Annotated in this window: 18 protein-coding genes and 1 tRNA gene; 9 read left to right on the top strand and 10 right to left on the bottom strand. The window is 64.5% G+C overall.

Annotated features, from left to right (window positions below; genetic code table 11):
- Positions 1–28: 28 nt before the first annotated feature.
- From AADX97_RS14130 to AADX97_RS14120, 3 genes are all read right to left on the bottom strand, one after another.
- Entirely contained in the window at positions 29–1,414 is a 1,386-nt protein-coding gene (locus tag AADX97_RS14130; protein ID WP_374234249.1) for a TRAP transporter large permease subunit, read from the bottom strand.
- On the bottom strand, positions 1,407–1,982 hold the full coding sequence (locus tag AADX97_RS14125) for a TRAP transporter small permease subunit (RefSeq protein WP_374234248.1): 576 nt from the start codon (positions 1,980–1,982) through the stop codon (positions 1,407–1,409). The genes AADX97_RS14130 and AADX97_RS14125 overlap by 8 nt, the downstream gene beginning before the upstream one ends.
- 145 nt (positions 1,983–2,127) lie before the next feature.
- Positions 2,128–2,478: a DUF2782 domain-containing protein gene (locus AADX97_RS14120; protein ID WP_374234245.1), complete on the bottom strand. Its 351-nt coding sequence runs from the start codon at positions 2,476–2,478 to the stop codon at positions 2,128–2,130.
- 257 nt (positions 2,479–2,735) lie between these two features.
- Between AADX97_RS14120 and AADX97_RS14115 the strand changes: the two genes are divergently transcribed.
- Positions 2,736–4,742 (top strand): UvrD-helicase domain-containing protein, encoded by a 2,007-nt coding sequence (locus tag AADX97_RS14115; protein ID WP_374234244.1) that lies wholly within the window; start codon positions 2,736–2,738, stop codon positions 4,740–4,742.
- A gap of 481 nt (positions 4,743–5,223) precedes the next feature.
- Positions 5,224–5,300, top strand: a tRNA-Arg gene (locus tag AADX97_RS14110).
- A gap of 10 nt (positions 5,301–5,310) precedes the next feature.
- Here AADX97_RS14110 and AADX97_RS14105 read toward each other — a convergent pair.
- Positions 5,311–5,505 (bottom strand): hypothetical protein, encoded by a 195-nt coding sequence (locus AADX97_RS14105; RefSeq protein WP_374234243.1) that lies wholly within the window; start codon positions 5,503–5,505, stop codon positions 5,311–5,313.
- Entirely contained in the window at positions 5,502–6,458 is a 957-nt protein-coding gene (locus AADX97_RS14100; protein WP_374234242.1) for a FlhC family transcriptional regulator, read from the bottom strand. The genes AADX97_RS14105 and AADX97_RS14100 overlap by 4 nt, the downstream gene beginning before the upstream one ends.
- Positions 6,459–6,535: 77 nt before the next feature.
- On the opposite strand from AADX97_RS14100, the gene AADX97_RS14095 reads away from it, so the two are divergent.
- Together AADX97_RS14095 and AADX97_RS14090 are read left to right on the top strand one after the other, a co-directional pair.
- Positions 6,536–6,796, top strand: coding sequence for a hypothetical protein (locus tag AADX97_RS14095; RefSeq protein WP_374234241.1), 261 nt, complete (start codon positions 6,536–6,538; stop codon positions 6,794–6,796).
- A 285-nt stretch (positions 6,797–7,081) separates the two neighbouring features.
- A complete protein-coding gene (locus tag AADX97_RS14090; protein WP_374234239.1) occupies positions 7,082–7,756 on the top strand; it encodes an ATP-binding protein in 675 nt (224 codons plus the stop codon).
- A gap of 232 nt (positions 7,757–7,988) precedes the next feature.
- Here AADX97_RS14090 and AADX97_RS14085 read toward each other — a convergent pair whose 3' ends face one another.
- Positions 7,989–8,120, bottom strand: coding sequence for a hypothetical protein (locus AADX97_RS14085; RefSeq protein WP_374234238.1), 132 nt, complete (start codon positions 8,118–8,120; stop codon positions 7,989–7,991).
- Positions 8,121–8,180: 60 nt separating this feature from the next.
- Here AADX97_RS14085 and AADX97_RS14080 point away from each other — a divergent pair, with 60 nt between their 5' ends.
- From AADX97_RS14080 to AADX97_RS14070, 3 genes are all read left to right on the top strand, one after another.
- Entirely contained in the window at positions 8,181–9,113 is a 933-nt protein-coding gene (locus AADX97_RS14080; RefSeq protein ID WP_374234237.1) for a transposase, read from the top strand.
- Positions 9,114–10,111: 998 nt separating this feature from the next.
- Positions 10,112–10,633 (top strand): DUF433 domain-containing protein, encoded by a 522-nt coding sequence (locus AADX97_RS14075; RefSeq protein ID WP_374234280.1) that lies wholly within the window; start codon positions 10,112–10,114, stop codon positions 10,631–10,633.
- Positions 10,630–11,007: a DUF5615 family PIN-like protein gene (locus AADX97_RS14070; RefSeq protein WP_374234236.1), complete on the top strand. Its 378-nt coding sequence runs from the start codon at positions 10,630–10,632 to the stop codon at positions 11,005–11,007. The genes AADX97_RS14075 and AADX97_RS14070 overlap by 4 nt, the downstream gene beginning before the upstream one ends.
- A gap of 1,006 nt (positions 11,008–12,013) precedes the next feature.
- On the opposite strand, the gene AADX97_RS14065 is transcribed toward AADX97_RS14070, so the two are convergent.
- The 3 genes from AADX97_RS14065 to AADX97_RS14055 form a co-directional block, all read right to left on the bottom strand.
- Positions 12,014–14,632, bottom strand: a complete 2,619-nt coding sequence (locus tag AADX97_RS14065) for a PEP/pyruvate-binding domain-containing protein (RefSeq protein ID WP_374234235.1) — start codon at positions 14,630–14,632, stop codon at positions 12,014–12,016.
- Positions 14,633–14,703: 71 nt separating this feature from the next.
- A complete protein-coding gene (locus tag AADX97_RS14060; RefSeq protein ID WP_374234234.1) occupies positions 14,704–15,360 on the bottom strand; it encodes a thiol:disulfide interchange protein DsbA/DsbL in 657 nt (218 codons plus the stop codon).
- 210 nt (positions 15,361–15,570) lie between these two features.
- Entirely contained in the window at positions 15,571–16,707 is a 1,137-nt protein-coding gene (locus AADX97_RS14055; RefSeq protein WP_374234233.1) for a lysophospholipase, read from the bottom strand.
- Between AADX97_RS14055 and AADX97_RS14050 the strand changes: the two genes are divergently transcribed.
- Together AADX97_RS14050 and AADX97_RS14045 are read left to right on the top strand one after the other, a co-directional pair.
- Positions 16,684–17,565, top strand: a complete 882-nt coding sequence (locus AADX97_RS14050) for an ABC transporter ATP-binding protein (protein WP_374234232.1) — start codon at positions 16,684–16,686, stop codon at positions 17,563–17,565. The genes AADX97_RS14055 and AADX97_RS14050 overlap by 24 nt on opposite strands.
- Before the next feature lie 281 nt (positions 17,566–17,846).
- The gene (locus tag AADX97_RS14045; RefSeq protein ID WP_374234231.1) at positions 17,847–18,887 is read left to right on the top strand and encodes an ABC transporter permease; all 1,041 of its coding nucleotides are present in this window, start codon (positions 17,847–17,849) and stop codon (positions 18,885–18,887) included.
- Between the two features lie 20 nt (positions 18,888–18,907).
- Here AADX97_RS14045 and AADX97_RS14040 read toward each other — a convergent pair whose 3' ends face one another.
- On the bottom strand, positions 18,908–19,303 hold the full coding sequence (locus AADX97_RS14040; RefSeq protein WP_374234229.1) for a septal ring lytic transglycosylase RlpA family protein: 396 nt from the start codon (positions 19,301–19,303) through the stop codon (positions 18,908–18,910).
- Positions 19,304–19,657 lie beyond the last annotated feature (354 nt).

The following is a 19,657-nucleotide window of genomic DNA, read 5'->3' as shown; positions in this document are numbered from 1 at the left end:
CGCTGCCGATCAAGCGTGTCAAGACGGCTCAAGACGCGTAAACCAACCCGGGCAACCAGGTCGCCAGCGCGGGCCAGATCGCAAGAAGGCCAAGGACGAGCAACTGAATCAGGATAAAAGGCGCCACACCCTTGTAGATGTGGACCGTCGTGATCTCGGGCGGAGCCACCCCGCGCAGGTAGAAGAGCGAGAAGCCAAACGGCGGCGTGAGGAAGGATGTCTGGAGATTGATGGCCATCATCACGCCGAGCCAGACCGGATCCAGCCCCATCGCGAGCAACACAGGACCCACGATCGGGACCACCACGAAGGTGATCTCGATGAAGTCCAGGATGAACCCCAGCAGGAACATCACCAGCATCACGAGCGCCACTGCACCGACGACTCCGCCGGGCAAGGCGGTGAGAAATTCCGTGACCAGGTCGTCGCCGCCGAAACCGCGGAAGACCAACGAGAAGATCGCGGCACCGATGAAGATCAGGAACACCATACTGGTCACCATGGTGGTCTGACGCACCACCTCGCGCAGGGTCGAGATCGTCAGCCGACCCCGCGCCGCGGCCAGGATCAGCGCACCGACCGCACCGACCGATGCCGCCTCCGTCGGTGTCGCAAACCCGCCCAGTATCGACCCCAACACCGCCACCACCAGAAAGAGGGGCGGGATCAGCACCGAGACGACCCGCCAAGCCAGCGCGGCACCGTCGATCGGTCGATCCTCGCGCGGCATCGCCGGCACCGCCTCGGGTCGAAACACCGCGACACCCACGATATAGAGAATATAGAGGCCGACCAGTATCAGCCCGGGCACCAAGGCGCCGACGAAGAGATCGCCGACCGACACGGTCTCGGGCGACCAGACACCCATCTCCAGTTGCGCCTGCTGATAGGCCGAGGAGAGCACATCCCCGAGCAGCACCAGCACGATCGAGGGCGGGATGATCTGACCCAGGGTCCCCGACGCACAGATGGTCCCGGCTGCCAGGCTCGGCGAATAACCGCGGCGCATCATGATCGGCAAGGACAAGAGCCCCATGGTCACGACCGTCGCCCCGACGATGCCGGTACTCGCTGCCAGCAGCATGCCGACCAGGGTCACCGAGATCCCGAGCCCGCCGCGCAGGGGTCCGAACAGCATCGCCATGGTGTCGAGCAGGCTCTCGGCGACCCGCGAGCGCTCGAGCATCACGCCCATGAAGACGAAGAGCGGGACCGCGATCAGCGTCTCGTTGGTCATGACGCCGTAGAGGCGATTGGGCAACGCCTCGAGAAACGCCGGCTCGAACAGACCGAAGGCCTCGCCGATCAGTGCAAACGCGAGCGCCGTACCGCCCAACGAGAGGGCGACCGGGTATCCGGCCAGCAGGGTGATGACGACACCGACAAACAGCAGAACCGGCATCAACTCATGCATGACCGGCGCCTCCATCCGACGGCGGCAGTGCCTCCTCCATCCCCGTCAAAAACAGCAGATAGCGCAGAGCGTTGGACAGGCCCTGCGCCAACAGCAGGATCGGCATGATCAGGATCAGGCTCTTCAGCAGATAGACGGCCGGGAGGCCGCCGGTCTCGCGCGAGGCCTCCTGCACACGCCAGGATTCCGCGACGTAGGCCCAACCGAGCCAAATGATCAGCACGCAAACGGGTATCAATAGCAGGAGCGTACCGATCAGATCCACCCGAGCACGGCCGCGACGCGAGAGACGCTCGTAGAGGATATCCACCCGCACATGTCCGTTGCGCCCCAGCGTATAGGCGATACCGAGCATGAAGAGAACGGAATGCATGTAGGTCACCGACTCCTGCAGCGCAATCGAGCCGATGTCGAACGCGTAGCGCAGCACCACCACGGCGAAGGTGACCAACACCATGGCAAGCGAAAGCCAGGTCGCCCACTCGCCGACCTGTCGGACGACGGCATCGATCCGATCAGCGACACCAAGCAAGCGCACCCGACCTTCCGGCCGAGGATCGTTCTTCATACGGGGCTCCAAGCCTCGGGCTCACCGAGGAACAGGCGACTCGGGCGATACATCGGATCGGCCTGAACGGCGCCGGCAACCCGCATGCCCGCATGCCCGCAGACTGGAGACCGACGCATCATCCCGGACGCGCCGCGATCAGACATCAATTCCACTCGAACAGGACCCACTGCGGGATCGAGACGTTGTTCGCCGCAGTCTCCTGCATGTCCAGGATGCCGTCGCCGTTGCTGTCGAAGAGGAAGTAGGGCGGACCGAACTGGGGTTGGATCCTGACCATGTAGAGCACCCCGCGGATCCGGTATTCGTAGATCACATCGTCGCCGGATTCGATAATGGTGATCTCGGGCTCCACCGGCTCGCCGGTGATCGGAGACGGGATCACCGTCGGCGCCTCCAAAAAGCCACCGCCGACAGCCGACGGTTGTTCCTCTTGCGCGTACGCCGTCCCGAGGCAGAGCAGCAGCGGGATCGTCAGCAGGATCGTTCTCGTCACGGGGCCACCATCTCACCGTCGATTGAAAGACCTGCATGGTAGTACGAACGCACCCGGATTGCCTCATCCGGACACGCACTTGCTTAGCAACACCAGTTTCTGAAATCTCTCACGGAGACACGGAGACACGGAGACACGGAGTACACGCAGGACAGCACGCGCTCGACCAAGGCCGATAGGTTATCTTTGTCGACCCCAGCCAGCCGCAGACTCGCCGTACGCGAGAACGTGATCGTCTCGACCGCACAGGTTCCTGCATGACCGGACTCAACCCCCGACAACTCGAGGCGGTGCACTACACCGCCGGGCCGCTCCTGGTCTTGGCCGGCGCCGGATCCGGCAAGACCCGTGTGATTACCCGCAAGATCGCCCACCTCATCGGTCAAGGCGGGATCTCGCCTCGCCACATCTGCGCCCTCACTTTCACCAATAAGGCCGCACGCGAGATGCGCGAGCGCGTCGCCAGCCGAATCAAGGGCACCGAGACGCGCGGCCTGACCATCTCCACCTTCCATCGGCTGGGCCTCGACATGCTGCGTCGACACCCGGAACCCGCCGGGCTGCGCCCCCGGTTCTCGTTGCTCGACGCCCAGGACGCCGAGGCGCTGATCAAGGAGCATCTGCGCCACACCAGGGGCGGCGACGCCTTCAGCCCGGCGGCCATCCAACACCGCATCTCGCGCTGGAAGAACGACTTGGTCGACCCCGCGCTGGCCGCCAGCCGAGCTGAAGACGACTTCGAGGCCAGACTCGCCGCGTTCTATGCCGACTACGAGCGCAGTCTGCGTGCCTACAACACGGTCGATTTCGACGACCTCATTCTTGGCCCGGCACGGATGCTCGCCGAGCATCCGGAGCTGCGCGAGACCTGGCAAGGGCGGATCCGCTACCTCTTGGTCGACGAATACCAGGACACCAACGGGGCGCAATACGACCTGGTCCGCCGGCTGGTCGGACCGCGCGCGGCCTTCACGGTGGTCGGCGACGACGACCAATCCATCTACGCCTGGCGCGGCGCGCGGCCCGAAAATCTGGCCCGCCTGCAGACCGACTACCCGCAGCTGAAGGTCATCATGCTGGAGCAGAACTACCGCTCCAGCGCCACCATTCTTGGGCTCGCCAACACACTCATCGCGAACAACCCGCATGTCTTCGAGAAACGCCTCTGGAGCGAGCACGGCGCCGGCGAGCCGCCGCGTGTCCTGCACTGCAAGGACGAGGGTCACGAGGCCGAGCAGGTGGTCTCCGAGATCCTGCATCTGAAGTTCGCCGAAGGGGCCGACTTCGGCGACATCGCCATCCTCTATCGCGGCAACCATCAGGCACGCCCTTTCGAGAAGGCGCTGCGCGAGCACAACGTGCCCTATGTCCTGAGCGGCGGGACCTCCTTCTTCGCCCGCGCCGAGGTGAAGGACCTCATGGCCTACCTGCGCCTGATCGCCAATCCGCAGGACGATGCCGCCTTCCTGCGCATCGTCAACACCCCGCGGCGCGAGATCGGCCCGACGACCCTGGAGAAGCTCGCGAACTATGCCCGCGAGCGCGGCATCCATCTGCTGGATGCCTGCAGCGAGCTGGGTCTCGGCGAGCACCTGAGCGAGCGCCAACGCGAGCGCCTCCACGCCTTCACCGCGCTGATCTCCGAGTACGCCCGTCGCGGCGAGGCCGACCCCGTCGGGACCATGCGCACACTGGTCGAGGCGATCGACTACGCCGCCTGGTTGCGCGAGAACGCCTCCAGCCAAGCCGTCGCCGACCGCCGTTACGCCAACGTCACCGATCTGCTCGACTGGCTCGGCGCACTCAAGAAGGGCGAGCTGCAGGAGAAGACGCTCGCCGAGATGGCGAGCCATCTCACCCTGATGGACGTCATGGAGCGCCAGGACGAGGACGAAGGCGGCGACCGGATCAGTCTCATGACCCTGCACGCCGCCAAGGGACTGGAGTTCCCGCACGTCTTCCTCGTCGGCATGGAAGAGGAGCTGCTACCCCACCGCACCAGCATCGAGGAAGAGACCATCGAGGAAGAACGCCGTCTCGCCTATGTCGGCATCACCCGCGCCCAGCGCACACTCACCTTCACCCTCACCCGCCGGCGCAAACGCTACGGCGAGTGGGTAACCAGCGAGCCCAGCCGCTTTCTCGCCGAGCTGCCGAAGGATCAGCTGCGCTGGGACAACGCACGCGACGAGACCCCCGAGAACCGCAAGGCCCGCGGCCTGAGCCATCTGCATGCGCTCAAGGGCATGCTCGACATCGACTAAACCGCGTCCAGAGCGAGATGCTCACTTTACGAGTGAGCTCGACGTTTGGTGCATCCACGGCCCTTAGCGGGGACGCGGTTTAGAATCATATATTTTTTAATCTCTTAAACCGCGCCGGCTCCAGCGGTCGTCAAATCTGCCGGGGCCGATCCCATCCAAAAACATCGCATACCGCGCTGGGCGCGGTTTAAGGCGATGTCCGCAAACTTCCATACCCGTAGGTTGTGCTGACGACAGGAAGCACAACTTGCGCTGACGGTTGGTTGTGCCTCGAACGGCTCGGCACAACGCCCTTGGCATAACGGTTTCCGGAATTCGCCTAAACTCGGACGGTTCGACCAACGGCCGGACCCGGCACAATCCGAGCGTAAGATCGGCATGGACGACCGTGGCAGATCGCAGTATCCTTCAGGGTCTTCGCTGAACCGGACTTCAGATTCCATCTCGAATCGCAACATTCCGGACAGCGAGAATCCCCAAAGCGCCCGTAGCTCAGATGGATAGAGTACAGCCCTCCGAAGGCTGGGGTCACAGGTTCGAATCCTGTCGGGCGCGCCAAATCAACGCGTTACAAGTCCCTTCGTTTTGGTCTAGTTTGCTGTGCCTGTTTTTGTGCCAATTTGCACCTCGCAGGTGTCTCGAATCGTTTGCCCGTGCGCCCGATCAGGATGTGCGGCAGGAACGGCGCGGCGACGGCGTCGAAAGAAGAGGCCGACATCCCGAGGTACTCGGCGGCTTCCGGGCGGTGGTAGAGGCGCTTCATTCGCTTGCTTGACTCGCGTCCGGATTCGGAGTGCCCTGCTCGGCACTCGAGGAAGCGAGACCCTCCGGCGATGCGTCATCCTTGCCCTCGCGGGCTGTTCGAGACACCTTCAACGCACAGATCGGGCAATCCACGGCCCGGCGCGAGAACGCCCCTGCAACGTAGGGGATCGCGCAACGCTCGCAGGTGCGAAAGAGCACGAGCCCCGTGGTCAGGTCGCGGGCAATCACCCAGCCATGATTGGTGTCGAGAGGGGCGCCGAGCGTGCCGGATGCCGCCAGCCGCGCCATCTGCTCCAGATAGAGGCGATGCCCCGTGAGCAGTGCTTCGATGTCGATACTCCGCTCAACCGCCGTGCCGCCGAAGGCGCGGTACAGGCCCGCGAACACCGACGCGTTGGCCTGCCGACGCACCGTGCCGAGCAGACTGCCGGTGCTCGACAACTGACCGGGCAAGGGCTTGCAGCCGTGGGTCTCGTGGTGCAGGTCGCGCAGTACGGCCTGGCGCAGACCGCTGATCCGCCCCACAAGCGAGGTGCGCATGCCGCGCCGGATCAAGGCGATCGCCAGCTGCGTCTTGGCGTGATGCTGAAGTCTCACGGTTGGGCGACCTCCTCGGCGGCGAGCAGAATCACCTGCAGCCCCCAACCCGAGTGCGGACGGTCCGGTCGTCCGAAGACGTTCCTGCAGCCAGCGCAAACGAAAGCGCGGTCGAAACAACAGCACGCCCGAAGCGGCCAGCTCGCGCAGCATCGCGAGCGAGGCATGGCGCAGGATGTCCAGCGTGTCCCGGTCGAGACCATAGACCAAGACGGCCTTTTCCGCGTCCGAGCGCGCCAGCTCGCGTGCCCCGAGCAGCCACATCAGATTCAGGGTATCGACCTCGTAGTCGAGGTCCGGCGCAGGGTTTGTCCGGGGGAGCTCCCCGTCGGGGGTCGAGTGCGTGTCCGTCATCCTCCGAGAGCATCTTCCGCAAGTACCTCGCGGGCGCGAGCGTTCCGGGGGCGGACAAGCTGGTCGATATCGCCCGCGTGGCGGGTGTGTCCCTGCTCTGGCTGGCGACCGGACAGGGGCACGCCGAGGACGGGACGGACGCGAGGGTCCGGGGTCCGGTCGACGTGATGTTGTTGGAAACCCTGCTCGAGTCCGTCGAAGCCGGACTCGACGAGATCGGCGCCGCGTTGACGCCGGCGAAGAAGGCCAAGCTGGTCGCGGCGCTCTACAGCCTTTATCGCAGCAGCGAGGACGTCCGCAAGGCGCCGGTGTTGGAGCTCGTCAGGCTGGCGAGCTGAGCGTGACCACGCCGACGGCGGTTCAGCGCTGCCACCGACAGCAACGCGGGATGATGCGAATGCTCGGCATCGTGTTGATGTTTGCCGCTATCGCACCGCTCTAATTGGTTCAGTTCCTGTCCGTCCCGCACGACGACATCATCCTGACCGTCGGGTTTGTAGTGCTGATCTTGAGCGTGATCAGCTTTACGATTGCGGCGATGCTCGATCCGTCCTGATCCGTGGACGGGCGCTCGTTCTTGAGCGGCAGTGTCGCCGATCGCATCCCCTGGCTCCTGCCGGCTGATGTCGCTTGAGGAGCTGGCGGAGCACGGACGCCGCGAGATCCGACAACTCCTCGCCGCACGCCGGGACGAGGCGCAACGCCGGCTCGAATCGGCCGTCGGACGCTGCGGAATACCCCCGCGCTTTCGCGCGAAGACCTTCGAGAGCTATCGCGCTACGACGCCGGAGCAGCAGCTGGCCTCGATGGTCTGTCGCAGCTACGCGGCGCGCTTTGCCGCCGGCGCCTGTCACGGCGACAGCCTGCTCCTGCTCGGCGGTCCCGGCACCGGCAAGACCCATCTCGCCTGTGCCATCCTCGCGAGCGTGATCCGGGCCGGCCACACCGGGCTGTTCATGTCCGTCCCGGCCGCGCTGCGCACGGTGCGCGACACCTATGCGACGCGGGCGGCGTGCTCGGAAAGCGAGGCGCTGGCGATGCTGACCGCCCCCGACCTGCTGGTGCTCGACGAGGTCGGACTGACGATCGGCAGCGACGATAAACGCCGCGCGATGCTGTTCGACGTGCTCGATACCCGCTATGCGAACCTGCGTGCCACGATCCTGATCGGCAACCTGACCGACGAGGAGATGGAGCGTTATCTCGGCGAGCGGATCATGGACCGGCTCTGCGAAGGCGACTCCGCTGTGGTGTCCTTCACCTGGCCGAGTTATCGGCGCAGCGGGGGTGGCGTTTGATGAGGTAGGCCGGTTGCTTCGGTAAATCCAGCACTTCGGCTGGGCGCAGAGTCCGTTGGCGCCGTCGTATTACGAGGATCCGGAGGGTACGCCGCAGTGAAAGGGGCATGTGTCTCGGGAGGGTTGGGGCATAAGGCGATTTCTGCGAACTTCCATACCCGTAGGTTGTGCTGACGATAGGAAGCACAACTTCCTCCTACGTTTGGTTGTGCCTCGCACGGCTCGGCACAACCTACGCCCCCGGTATGAAGGTTTCCAGAGTTCGCCTAAGTATGTCGTAAGGCTGGGCAGTCAGGGTCTCGCGCTCCTCGACGGCCACGACCGGTTGCCCGGCGCTGACCAGACCGAGCAGCGGCAGCTCCACGACCGGCTCTCGGCGGGCGTCCAGCGCACGGAATCCGACACCTCGCCCTCGGCATCGCGAATGATGTCGGACCTGAATACTGCCCGGGGCAGGGCCGTTGGCGTGTTCACGATGGCGTCGCAGGCCATCTCGACCATGGCCTTGACGAGCGTCCCTGTCGGGCTCACCCTGCGCGCACCGTCGCCAACCCCGCCCAGCGCGTCGTCGAGATCCCGGAGCCGCGCTCCGAGCGTCGCCGCCAGCCGGAACCGGACAGTTGAGCCCGAGCAGCTCGCCTTCCTGCCGCCGGGCGAGGATGAGGGCACGCCCGCACCGAAGCGTGCCGCCGCCGCGGTGGCCGATGTCCTGCGCGGACGGCGCTACAAGCGCGGCTTTGAGCCGAGCCAGCCGATGTTGCTGCCGCCGAGCGTGGAGGATGACATCGCAGAGGACAACCCGGCACGGGCGATCGGCGTCGATGTCGACCTGCTGGTCGATGTCGGTGAACTGGGGTTCAAGCACGGCGCCGGGGCAGGTGGTGCCGGTCAGCCCGCTTATGATCCGGCCGACCTGCTCAAGCTCTATCTCTACGGCGATCTGAACCGGGTGCACTCCAGCCGGCGGCTGGCCGCCGAGTGTCAACGCAACCTGGGGGTCATGTGGCTGCTCAAGGGACTGCAGCCGGGCGACCACACGATTGCCGATTTCCGCAAAGACAACGCCAAGGCGCTCAAGGCGGTCAATCGCCAGTTCATGCTGCTGTGCCGTGAACCGGGACTGTATGGCGGCACCCGAGTCGGTCTGGACGGCAGTTTCTTCAACGGCAATGCCAGTGCGGGCAGCATCAAAACCAAACAGCAGCTTGAGCGGGAGCTGGCGGCACTGGAGCGCGACATCGAGCGCGACCATGAGGAGATCGACACCGCCGATGCGGGCGAGGCGTCCGGCCCGGCAGCCCACACTCACTGCCGAGCAGCTCGCCGCGCTGCAGGAGCGTGCTCGGCGCCGGCGTGATCAGCTTGAGGTCCTCGCCGAGACCGGCGAGACCCAGCTCTCGCGTACCGATCCGGCCTTGGTCTGCAGCCGAGCCAACGGCTGGCTCTGATTGTCAATCGGTCGGTTGTAGCAACAGATATCAAGATAGATCAGAAGCATGAGCGCCTTTCTTTACGACCACAGTACAGGTTCGCGGTCATGGAATTTAAAGTAACCGGACATCCCGGCGCGGCCACCCATATTGTGGAGGGCGGATAAGCGCAGCGCATCCATCATCCCCGGTGGCCGGGAGCGCCGATGACCGGGCCGGAGCGGCGTTCGGTGGATGCGGCGCGGCCGACGTCATCGACCAATCGCGAACCGCCGCGTGGCGTCGGCGAAGTCCGACAGGCCCCCGGTACCCCGTTCCACCTTATTTTGCGTGCTCAGCGAGGCGAGAAGTGTTCGGCGGCTAGGCGCGCGAGCGAAGGAAGAGTGACCCTCTTTCGAGCTCGGGCAACAACGGCGCCGAGCGCCTCTCGCCTCGCCCTTCGGGAGCCCCCCAAAGGAGCCAGGGCGCCGCCCGCGGCGCGTCATCTCAATCGGCTCCCGCTGCGCCCGATCGATCAACTCTCCGAAACGGCTCTGGGCTGCGACCGAAGTCACGACAATCATGCTGCCCCCTAAATGGGTGATATGGCTAGAACGACTACTTTAGTGAGGATTGTCCTTGGCCACCACACACGAGAGCCGAGACTCAAGCAACCCTCCGCAACAACCCGTCAAAATACCCGATCGTCGGCTTCAACCCATCCCGCAACGCCACCCTCGGCGCCCACCCGAGCCGCGCGCGGGCCAAGCCGACGTCCGGTTGCCGCTGCCCGGGATCATCCTGCGGCAATGCCTCACCTGGCGACCGGTACCCGTGGGACCGCCGACTTGAGTCGGCGTTTGTGACGAGCGGTCCGGACGTGACGGATCGGCTCGCTCGCCCGGAAACCAAACTGATGCGCCAGGAGTTTTTCCGCGTGTTGCATATGCCTGCGCAGACCGACGGGCTCAAGCGTCACCGTCTGCGGTTTCGCGAGGTGCTCTATTTCAAGTTGAAGGGGACCTTGGAGCGCGAGGGGTTGGTGTTGAGCCCAGAGGACAGGCGCGCGCTCTATAAGGTCTTGACGGTCAAAGCCGGTGAGGTTGGCGGCTGGCGTCGAACGGGGCGCAAACTGGTGCGTGCCGGCGACGTACCGATCACGCTCGACCTGACCAAGATCGTGCACAGCACTCACAGCGCGTTGCGAACAGTCCTGCAAGGAGAAGACCTGATCGAAAACCGGCCCGACGTCTGTTCCAGCGAGCCGGTGTTCAAGGGCACACGCGTGCCGGTCGTGCATCTCGTCGAGCAGTTTCGCATGGGCGTGCCTTTTTCCGAGATCGCCGAAGATTACCCCCAGCTCAGCGAGAAAGCCCTGCGCTATGCCGAGCTACGCTCACGCATGGGCCAGGCGCCGGGCCGACCGCCGGGACCACTGAAGATCAGGCTGACCGCGACCGCGCCTTGAAGCTGCTGATCGACGAGAATCTGTCACCCCAGCTTGCCGCTTGGGCGAACCAGCAGGGGTTGGACGCCAGTGCCGCCGTCGACGTGGGACTTCAGGGCAAGCCCGACATTCAGGTCTGGCGTCATGCCTATGCGAATAACCAGATTGTCGTGACGGTGAATGTCGGTGATTTCATCCAGCTTGCCCACGGGGTCGAGTTGCATCCCGGGGTGATCGCGTTTCGTGAAGCCGGTCTGGATCGGAAAACGCAGTGGGAACGTTTGCAGGAGGCGATGCGATTCGTCAACGATCACTGCGCGGGGGATCTGACGAACCAGGTGCTTAAGGCAAAGCGCAGCGGAGATCTGGTGCTTCATACGATTCCTGAGGTTTGAAGCCACTCAGCCAGCAACTTGCCGGCTACCCCTGCGATAGCGCGCTCAGGATGCAAGGCCAAGGAACCGCATGGATCGCGTGGTACGTCCCCGGTTTCCCCCAAGACCCTGTAGGGGTGGTAGGGGTGGGATAGGAACAGGTCGGGCTGACGGGATTGCGCCCGTCAGCTCTCCCACACCACCGGATATGCGGTTTTCCGCATCCGGCGATTGGACCCAGCCACCGTCACGCGGCGGCGTGAAGGAATCGGGGACGTACCACGGCAATCGCGATCGCGAGCGGAAAGCGGAAAGGGTTCAGGTTCATTCTCTCTGGCTCCCATGCTCCAGAGACTGTGCAACTATTCTGCGTAGGCTGGGGTGAGGGACGAACCCCAGCATCCCCCGCTCCGTAAGGCAATGAAATGCTGGGGTTCGCAAGCTCACCTCAGCCTACGTTTGAACGCCGATGAGTGGTTGGGCGAATACGTGCCCGATCTCTCCAGCGTGGGAGCAAGGCAGCGACGCTCCAGCGTCGCGTCGCGAATGGCGTACGCCGCTGCACGGCATGCGTTGCGGCTGGCGGCAGCGCGCGGTTGGCATGGTCCGGGGCTTGGCGCGTTGGGCCTGCCATGGGACGCCGGAGCGTCGCGACTATGCTCCCACGCCGGAGAGACTGCGCAAATACTCCTGCGATGGGCCGAAAGACAGCATGGCGTAGGTCGGGGTGAGCTTGCGAACCCCGGCATTTCAACCGGTTGTAAATCCGCGGATGCCGGGGTTCGTTCCTCACCCCGGCCTACGGCGAATTCTTTCACGATCTCCGGAGCGTGGGAGCCAGAGGTAATTGGCGTAGCCGGCCCCTGCTTGCAGGAATCCTCGCCGACTGAAGTCGGCGGTCCCATGGGCTTGCCGGCCGCCGAGGAGTCAAGTTTGGAATTGCTGCTCCGTGTCTCCGTGAGAGGCATTTCGAGCTGGAGCCAGCGTTGAAGGGTCGGCGGCAAGGTGGTGCCGCCGAGCTCGGCCCTCAGCCCGCCGCCTGATAACACACCAACCGCTGATACAAGACATCCGCGACCACGCGCAGACCGGTATCGCGCAAATCGAGCCAGGTGAGGGCGGCCGCGACGGCGTCGTCCGGCGGGTCTTCGAGGTCGAGGGGGAGTCGAGTGGATGCCGGCAGGGCGCTCAGCCAGCCGGGGTTGTAGCTGGCCTCGCCGAGGTGCGGGAAGAGGGCGACATAGGCGATCTGGGATTCGACGAGATCCTGGAAGAAGTGCGAGCCGAAGGACAGGTCCGGCACCATGCCGTCGCCGAGCTCGGCGACCTCGGCGATAACGGCGACCCGGCTGATATCGGCGAAGCGGATCGGCACGCCCAGCTCGGGTGAGCTGGTGCCCCAGCGGCCGGGTCCGATCAGCAGGGTGGGGCAGTCGTCGCGATCGGCGATGCGACGGTTGAGCCGTCCGACCAGGCGGGCGACGGCGAACTTCTGCACCGTGGTCAGGGCGCTGTAGCGCGGGCCGTCGACATGGATGATGCGTGCAATCGGCTGGTCGATGTTGCCGCCCATGAAATGGCCGTCGGTCGCGAAGAAGAGCCGCCGGCTCGGCACCGCGTCCGGGAGCTCGACGCGTTGGTTGAGACCGAGTGTCTGCAGCGGTCGGCACTGGACGAGACTGAAGGATGGGGTGCCGTCCGCGGCGAGATGCAGGGTGAACTCGACGTCGACCGGGTAGGCGTAGGCGGCTTCCAGGGTCTTGAGTAGGTGCTGCATCAGCTCGACGAACGGGGTCTCGCGCAGGAGCGGCGTGAAGGTCAGGCGCCAGACGGGGTTGCCACCGGTGCGCTCGCGCGAGCGTTGAGTCGCCTCGCGGTCGAGCTCGGCGCACCAGCGCAGCGGCAGCTCAGGGTCGCTCGTTAGGTGTCTTACGGCGAGCGTGCTTAGACGGTTGTCGGAGATGTCGAGCACGTCGATGTCATGCTGGGAGAAGCGCATGGCGTCGTTGCGATCGCGGAAGGGGCGTTTGTGCGGCTGATCAAGCGCCACCACGCAGGCGTGATCGCCTTCGATGCGGTCGACCGCACGGGTGCCGAGACCCATCACCAGACGGACCATGCCGGCGGTCGGGTCCATGGACTCTTCCCAGACGAAGGTATTGCGCGACACGCCCACACCGGCAGCATCCGGGAAGTAATAGCGCCCGTGATAGCGCCCGCAGACGCGTTGCAGGAGCAGCGCCATCGGCTCTTCGAGGTCGGCCAACCCGCGTTGGCGGCGGTAGGTGAGGGCGTCCTCGCTCATGGTGCTGGCGAAGACGCGGCAGATCGCCTCTTCGAGCTGGGCCAGCCGTTGCTCGGGTGAGCCTTGGTTGACCAGGAAGAGGCTTTCGTATTTGCCGGCGAAGGCGTTGCCGAAGCCGTCTTCGAGCAGGCTGCTCGAGCGCACCAGGATCGGATACTGCCCGAAATAGTCGAGCATCCGCTCGAGCTCCGAGCGGACTTCTTCCGGAAGCCGGCCGCGCAGCATGTCCTCGCGCAGGGATTGGGCCTCTGTGAAATACCCCGCCTCGGTGCGCTGGCGCATGATCCTGGGCCACCAGCCGTTGTGCACCAGATACGAATAATAGACATCGGACCCGAGAAAGAAGGAGTCGTGCGGCTCGAGATGACGCCCCCAGCGCTCGGGATCGTCCTGCAACAGGATGCGGCGTGCGAGCAGCATCCCGACCGCCTTGCCGCCGATATAGCCGCTGCCGATCATGCGCGCCCGGATCTCGAGAAGGTCCTGCAGACCGAGATAGCGACGCGCAAGGGCGATGATGCGCTCGTCGCGGCTGATCAGGATCGGATAGAGCTGCTCCAAAACCGCGCGGCGTCGCTCGTCGTCGGCGTCTTGATTGAGGACCTCGGCGGCATCGAGGAAGAGCCGATCCCAGTAGTCGAGCTGGCGCTGCGTGGTCTCGCCTTTACGGCGTTCGAGATCCGCGTGGAGCCGGGTCGCGTCGCTGCTGTCGACCACGGGGAAGAATGCCTCGCCCTGGTGGATGTGCGGTAGGAACATGGTCGGCGACTGGCGCTGCCAGACCTTGACGGGTTGGACGTAGCAGCCGCTCTCGGCGCGTCGGACATCGATCAGGACCTGCGTGGTGTCGCGGATCCGCGCCATGGTGGTGTAGCAGTGGCTGCGCGAGAGAAGACCGAAATAGGCGACGGTGTCGAGCCGATAGAGATAGGGGCAGATGACCTGGAAGAGGTTGCCGACCATCAGGTCCGTGGCCCAGGCCGAGAGCAGATCGGAGAGACAGTCGAAGACGTAGAAGGCGCCTCGGCCGTAGTCCGTGATCAGGCGGTGGACGTGGCAAGTGAATGCCTCGAAGCCGCGCAGGGCGTCGATCGAGACGATCTTGATGCCCGGCCCCGGTGCGACCAACGGCGCATGTCGGCCGAAGCGCAAATAGATGATGGAGCGCTCGCCCGCGACGGCCTGGGCGACGAAGGGATCGACGAAGCCGCGGTAGTCCTCGATATCGTCGATGCGCCAGACCACGTTATCGCCGATGCGCAGGCCGTCCAGGACGAGGTCCAGTCCGGAAAGTCCGGTCGAGACGCGCTCGGCGTCGGCGGCCGCGAGCGTGTCCCGCATCGGCGCGACCTCGGCCGATCGGGAAGTCTGCTCGGCGTCGCGAAGCGGCCCGGCTGATGGCGCGGGTTCGGTCAAGTCGCCGCCGTCTGCTCGCGCGCCATCAGGATCAGGTCGTCGGCGATCGCGAGCATCTCGGGGAAGCCTTTAGCCTGCTGACCGACCACGACGTACCGACCGCCGACAGTGATCATGGGCACTGCATCGACGCGATAACGCTCGACAAGGGTGTCGCTGCGTTTGATCTGAGTCTCGACCGCGAACGAATTGAACAAGGGCTCGAAGGTCGCGACGTCCACGCCCTTGCTCGCGACCCATGCGAAGACGTCCTTCTCGGTGAAGAGCTTGGTCCGGTCGTGATGCAGCGCCACGAAGACCTCTTGATTGAGTCGATCCAGGTCGCCGCTGTATTCCAGCGCAAAGAAGAGTCGCGCGAGATTGTTCCAAGCGGCCCGACCGAAGGTCACCGGGACCTGTCGGAAGGTGACGTCCTCCGGCAGCTTGGCGGCCCAGGGCTTGATAACCGGGTTGAGGTCCATGCAATGCGGGCAGCCGTATGAGAAGAATTCGAGGACCTCGATCTTATCGGGAGTCGTCCCGGGCTGCGGCGGCGAGACGGCGCGCCAATCGCGACCCTCGACCAGGTTGGCTGCGGCGGGACGCAGCGGCAGCATTGCGACGCCGAGTGCGCCGATCATGGTGTGGGTGAAGCGACGACGGGTGAAGGCCATGGTGGATCTCCGGTCGGAATGGAAAGGTCAAAGGTCAAAGGTCAAAGTCGGTGGCAGGTTGGCCTTTCACCTTTCACCTTTCACCTTAGATGATATGTCCCCGGCGCGGCTTGTGTCAGTACTGCGCGCGTGTCTGCCGTAGGTTGTGCCGAGCCGAGCGAGGCACAACTTCAGCACGGGCAGGGTTGCGCTTCCTATCGTCGGCGCAACCTACGGCGTCTTGCGGCAAAATGCGCTCGCCCGCGGTCCGTGTGGCGATGTGGCTTCGCCCGACGGCAGCGAGGCATTTCGGTCTTTAAGCCAGGCCGCGATATCGGCGCGTACGCGTGCCCCTTGGCGGTCGCGCGGCAGCATGTGCCATCCGTGCTCGTAGAGAACGAACATCAGACTCGGATCCTTGACGGGTAGTTTCGCCAGGAAGCGGCAAAAGGCATTTTTGGGGATGATCTCGTCCTGCTCGCCGTAAAGCAGCAGGGCAGGGGTCTGCAGTCGGCCCGCTGCGGCTTGCGCCCGGTCCATCAGGTCGGTGATCCCCCAGAGGGCATCGACCCGGGTCGCCTTGATGACGAGCGGATCCTTGCCCATCGCCCGCAGCATCTCGATATGGTCGGACGGACTGAGACGGATGCCTTCGCCGGTCAGCTTCAGCCAGGGTAGGGTGTGCACGGCACCGTCCAAGGCGAGGCGTTGATACCAGGGCATGGTGTCGCGCGACCAGACCGCGGGTGCGATCAGGATCAGTCCGTCGACCGGCAGTGGCCCCTGCGCCGTGGCGGTCAGTACGACGGCGCCGCCCATGCTCTCGCCGGCCACATAGAGACGGGCATTCGGATGGCGCGCGCGCAGCAGATCGACCAGATGACGTAGATCCGCGGCGAGACGGCCGCTGCCGTGCCAGCGACCGGGCAAGGCGGCGGCGCCGAAACCGCGCTGGTCGACCGCGTAGGTGGTGATGCCCGCAGCCGCAAGCTCACGGCCCAAGGGGGCGAAGGCGTTCGCGTAGTCGTTGAAGCCGTGGAGCCCGAGCACGACCTTTTGCGGGGGGTCGGCGCCGCTCCAAACGCGCAGGGGCAGACGATAGCCGTCGTCCATCCGTGCGTGGTCGAGGCCGAGGCCAGTCGACCCGCTGCTCGTGTCGGGGGATTCGACGATATTCGGGGAGGTGCAGGCTGTGACCATGAAAAGCGAAATCAGGGCGGCGATGGCATTGGTCCAGACCTGCGCCACGAGGGTTTGGCCCGCGGCATGCGATCGGGCAGTGCTTGCGATCCCGCCCGGGCTCCGCCCGTTGGGCTCGGGACGAATCGCGTATACTCTGCCGCTGTGACTATTCTGCTCGAAGCCCATGATCTTGTCCGGGTCTATCCTGGCGTGCGCGCCGTGGATGGTATCGGTTTTCGTGTCGAAGCTGGTCAGTGTTTTGGGCTCTTGGGTCCAAACGGGGCCGGGAAGACGACGACCTTGGAGATGCTGGAGGGCATCCAGACCCCGACCTCGGGCACCGTGCTCTATCGCGGCCGGCCGCTCGATCGCGCCTATCGCGAATCGGTCGGCATCCAGTTTCAGGCGACCGCGCTGCAGGATTTTCAGACGGTGCGCGAGTCGCTCGACATGTTCGCGACCCTCTACCGGCGCACCGCGGACCGCGACGAGCTCATTCGGCTGTGCAATCTCGCGGAGATCCTGGATCGGGATACGCGCAAGCTCTCGGGTGGCCAACGCCAGCGCCTGCTCTTGGCCATCGCCTTGGTCAACGACCCGGACCTGGTGTTTCTCGACGAGCCGACGACCGGTCTGGATCCGCAGTCCAGACGCAACTTCTGGGGTCTGATCGAGACGGTGCGTCGGCGCGGCAAGACCATCGTCTTGACCACGCATTATATGGAAGAGGCCGAGCGGCTCTGCGATCGAATTGCGATCGTTGATCACGGGCGGATCATCGCCGAGGGGCAACCGGCGCGTTTGGTTCGGGATCATTTCCCGGCCACCGTGATTCGCCTTCCCGAGTCCGCGTGGCCCGTCGGGGCTGCACTTCCGCCGACGGCCGAGCGGCGCGACGGGACCATCGAGCTTTTTGCCGAGGAGGTCCCGCCGATGTTGGCCGAGATCGAGCGCGTCGGGGCCGATCTGACGGATCTGAGGGTGGCGACGCCGAATCTCGAAGACCTCTTTCTGAAACTGACCGGACATGATCTGCGGTCTTAAACCGCGCCCGGCGCGGTATGCGATGTTTTTTGGGATCGGCTCGGCCCCGGCAGACGTCACGACCGCTGGAGTGTGCGCGATTTAAGATGCTGAGAAATATATTATTTTAAACCGCGTCCGCGCGAAGGGTCGTGGATACGCCCATTGTCGATCTCACTCGAAAACGCGCGTCTCGCACTGGACGCGGTTTAGCTCCGTGGGGCTCCGGCGTGCTCGATCCCTCGGTCTCGATCGTACGGCCTCGATCTTGCGGATTGTCCTCCAAACACTCGGAACATCTCATGTGGCGCCGTATCCTGACCATCCTCGTCGCCCGTAACCGCGAGTTCTATCGCGATCGGGCCGGGCTCTCCTGGAACATCATGATGCCGATCATGATGGTTCTGGCCTTTGCCTTCATCTTCAGCGACACCGCCCCGGACGTCTTCAAGGTCGGTGTGCTTGCCGACGACCCTGCACCAGCGTCCGCAGCCTTCCCGTTCCTGCAGACCCGTCATATCCAGTTCATCCCGGTGATCGACCCGGCGGCGGCGATCGCCAAGGTGGAGCGCCATCAGTTGGATCTCTTGTTGGATCCGGGCGATCGTCCGCGCTACTGGGTGAACTCCGAGTCGGCCAACGGGTATCTCGTCGAGCGTCTCTTACAGGGTTCGCAAGGGTCAGACGGTCAAGGTTCGTCGGCTGCTGGCGCCGTCCCGCAGCGCGTGACCGTGAGCGGTACTGCCTTGCGCTATGTCGACTGGGTGCTGCCCGGCGTGCTGGCGATGAACATTATGTTCTCCAGTCTCTGGGGTGTCGGCTGGGTGATCGTGCGCTACCGCAAGAACGGCGTGCTACGTCGCCTCAAGGCAACGCCGCTGAGTCCGTGGGAGTTTCTCACCGCGCAGGTGTTCTCGCGTCTGCTGGTGGTTCTCGGGGCGAGCCTCGTGGTCTACATCGGCGCCAGTCTTCTGCTGGACTTCCCGATGCGCGGCTCCTACCTTGCTTTGCTGCTGGTCTATGTGGCCGGAGCGCTCTGTCTGATCAGCCTCGGACTGATCGTCTCCTCGCGTCTGCGCACGGAGGAGGTCGCGGACGGCCTGCTCAACCTCATCTCCTGGCCGATGCTGCTGCTCTCGGGGGTGTGGTTCTCGATGGAGGGGGCCAGCGGCGCGGCTCAAATCCTGTCCCGATTCTTGCCGCTGACCCATGTCGTGGAAGGTGCGCGGGCCGTCATGATCGACGGCGCAGGCGTGGTTGATGTCCTTCCCCAGATCGGCCTGCTGGCCGGTCTCGCACTCCTCTTGCTGACCTTCGCGGCCTGGATGTTTCGATGGGAGTGAGCGGAATGGATGCGGTCGGATCAGGAGCCGCGTGCCTTCGGGATGCTCAGCACCTCGACCTCGACCTTCGCCAGCCCCTTCTTGATCATCCCCAACTCGCGTGCGGCGCTGCGGGAGAGATCGATGATTCGGCCTTTCACGAAGGGGCCGCGGTCGTTGACCTTGACGACGATGCTCTTGCCGGTCTTGGTGTCGGTCACGCGGACCTTGCTGCCGAGGGGAAGGGTCTTGTGTGCTGCGCTGGGGATGTTCTTGTTGTAAATGGCCCCGCTTGCGGTCTTCCGACCATGGAGGCTGTCGTGGTAGAAGGAGGCGATGCCCTTTTGAGCATGCCCCGGTTTGACGCGTGCCTCGGCATCCGGGCCCGAGACGAGAAGAAACACCCCGAGCGAGGCGAAGATGAGCGTTTTATTCATAAGCAGGACCGTTTCTGCAATCGGCCGGCGGGCGCCGCGGGTGGCGCATTGGATGCCGGTCAGTTGATAACCTGGCGAGGAGTATAGGGGAAATCACCTATAGGGTAAACCCTATATCGGGAAAACCCGGATCTCCGTCCGATCCCGGTCTAAGGTGGAGGATGAGGGGTGAAGGTGAGGGGTGAAAGCTAAGGTGATTTCCGGGAATGCATTGACCAACATGTAGAGGCGACTTTAGTCGCCCGGTAACCATTGGAGGCATGCACGGCCGGGATGCTCATTCCCGGAAATCGCCTAAGGTGATTTCCGGAAATCGTCATCCCGACAGCGAGTGCCTGGAAGGCATCGGGTCTC

It is taken from the genome of Thiocapsa sp. C2-2m, from assembly GCF_041903745.1.
Classification (GTDB): domain Bacteria; phylum Pseudomonadota; class Gammaproteobacteria; order Chromatiales; family Chromatiaceae; genus Thiocapsa; species Thiocapsa roseilacustris.
Note: the sequence above shows the minus strand (reverse complement) of the source record. Positions and strands in the feature narration are given on the sequence as shown.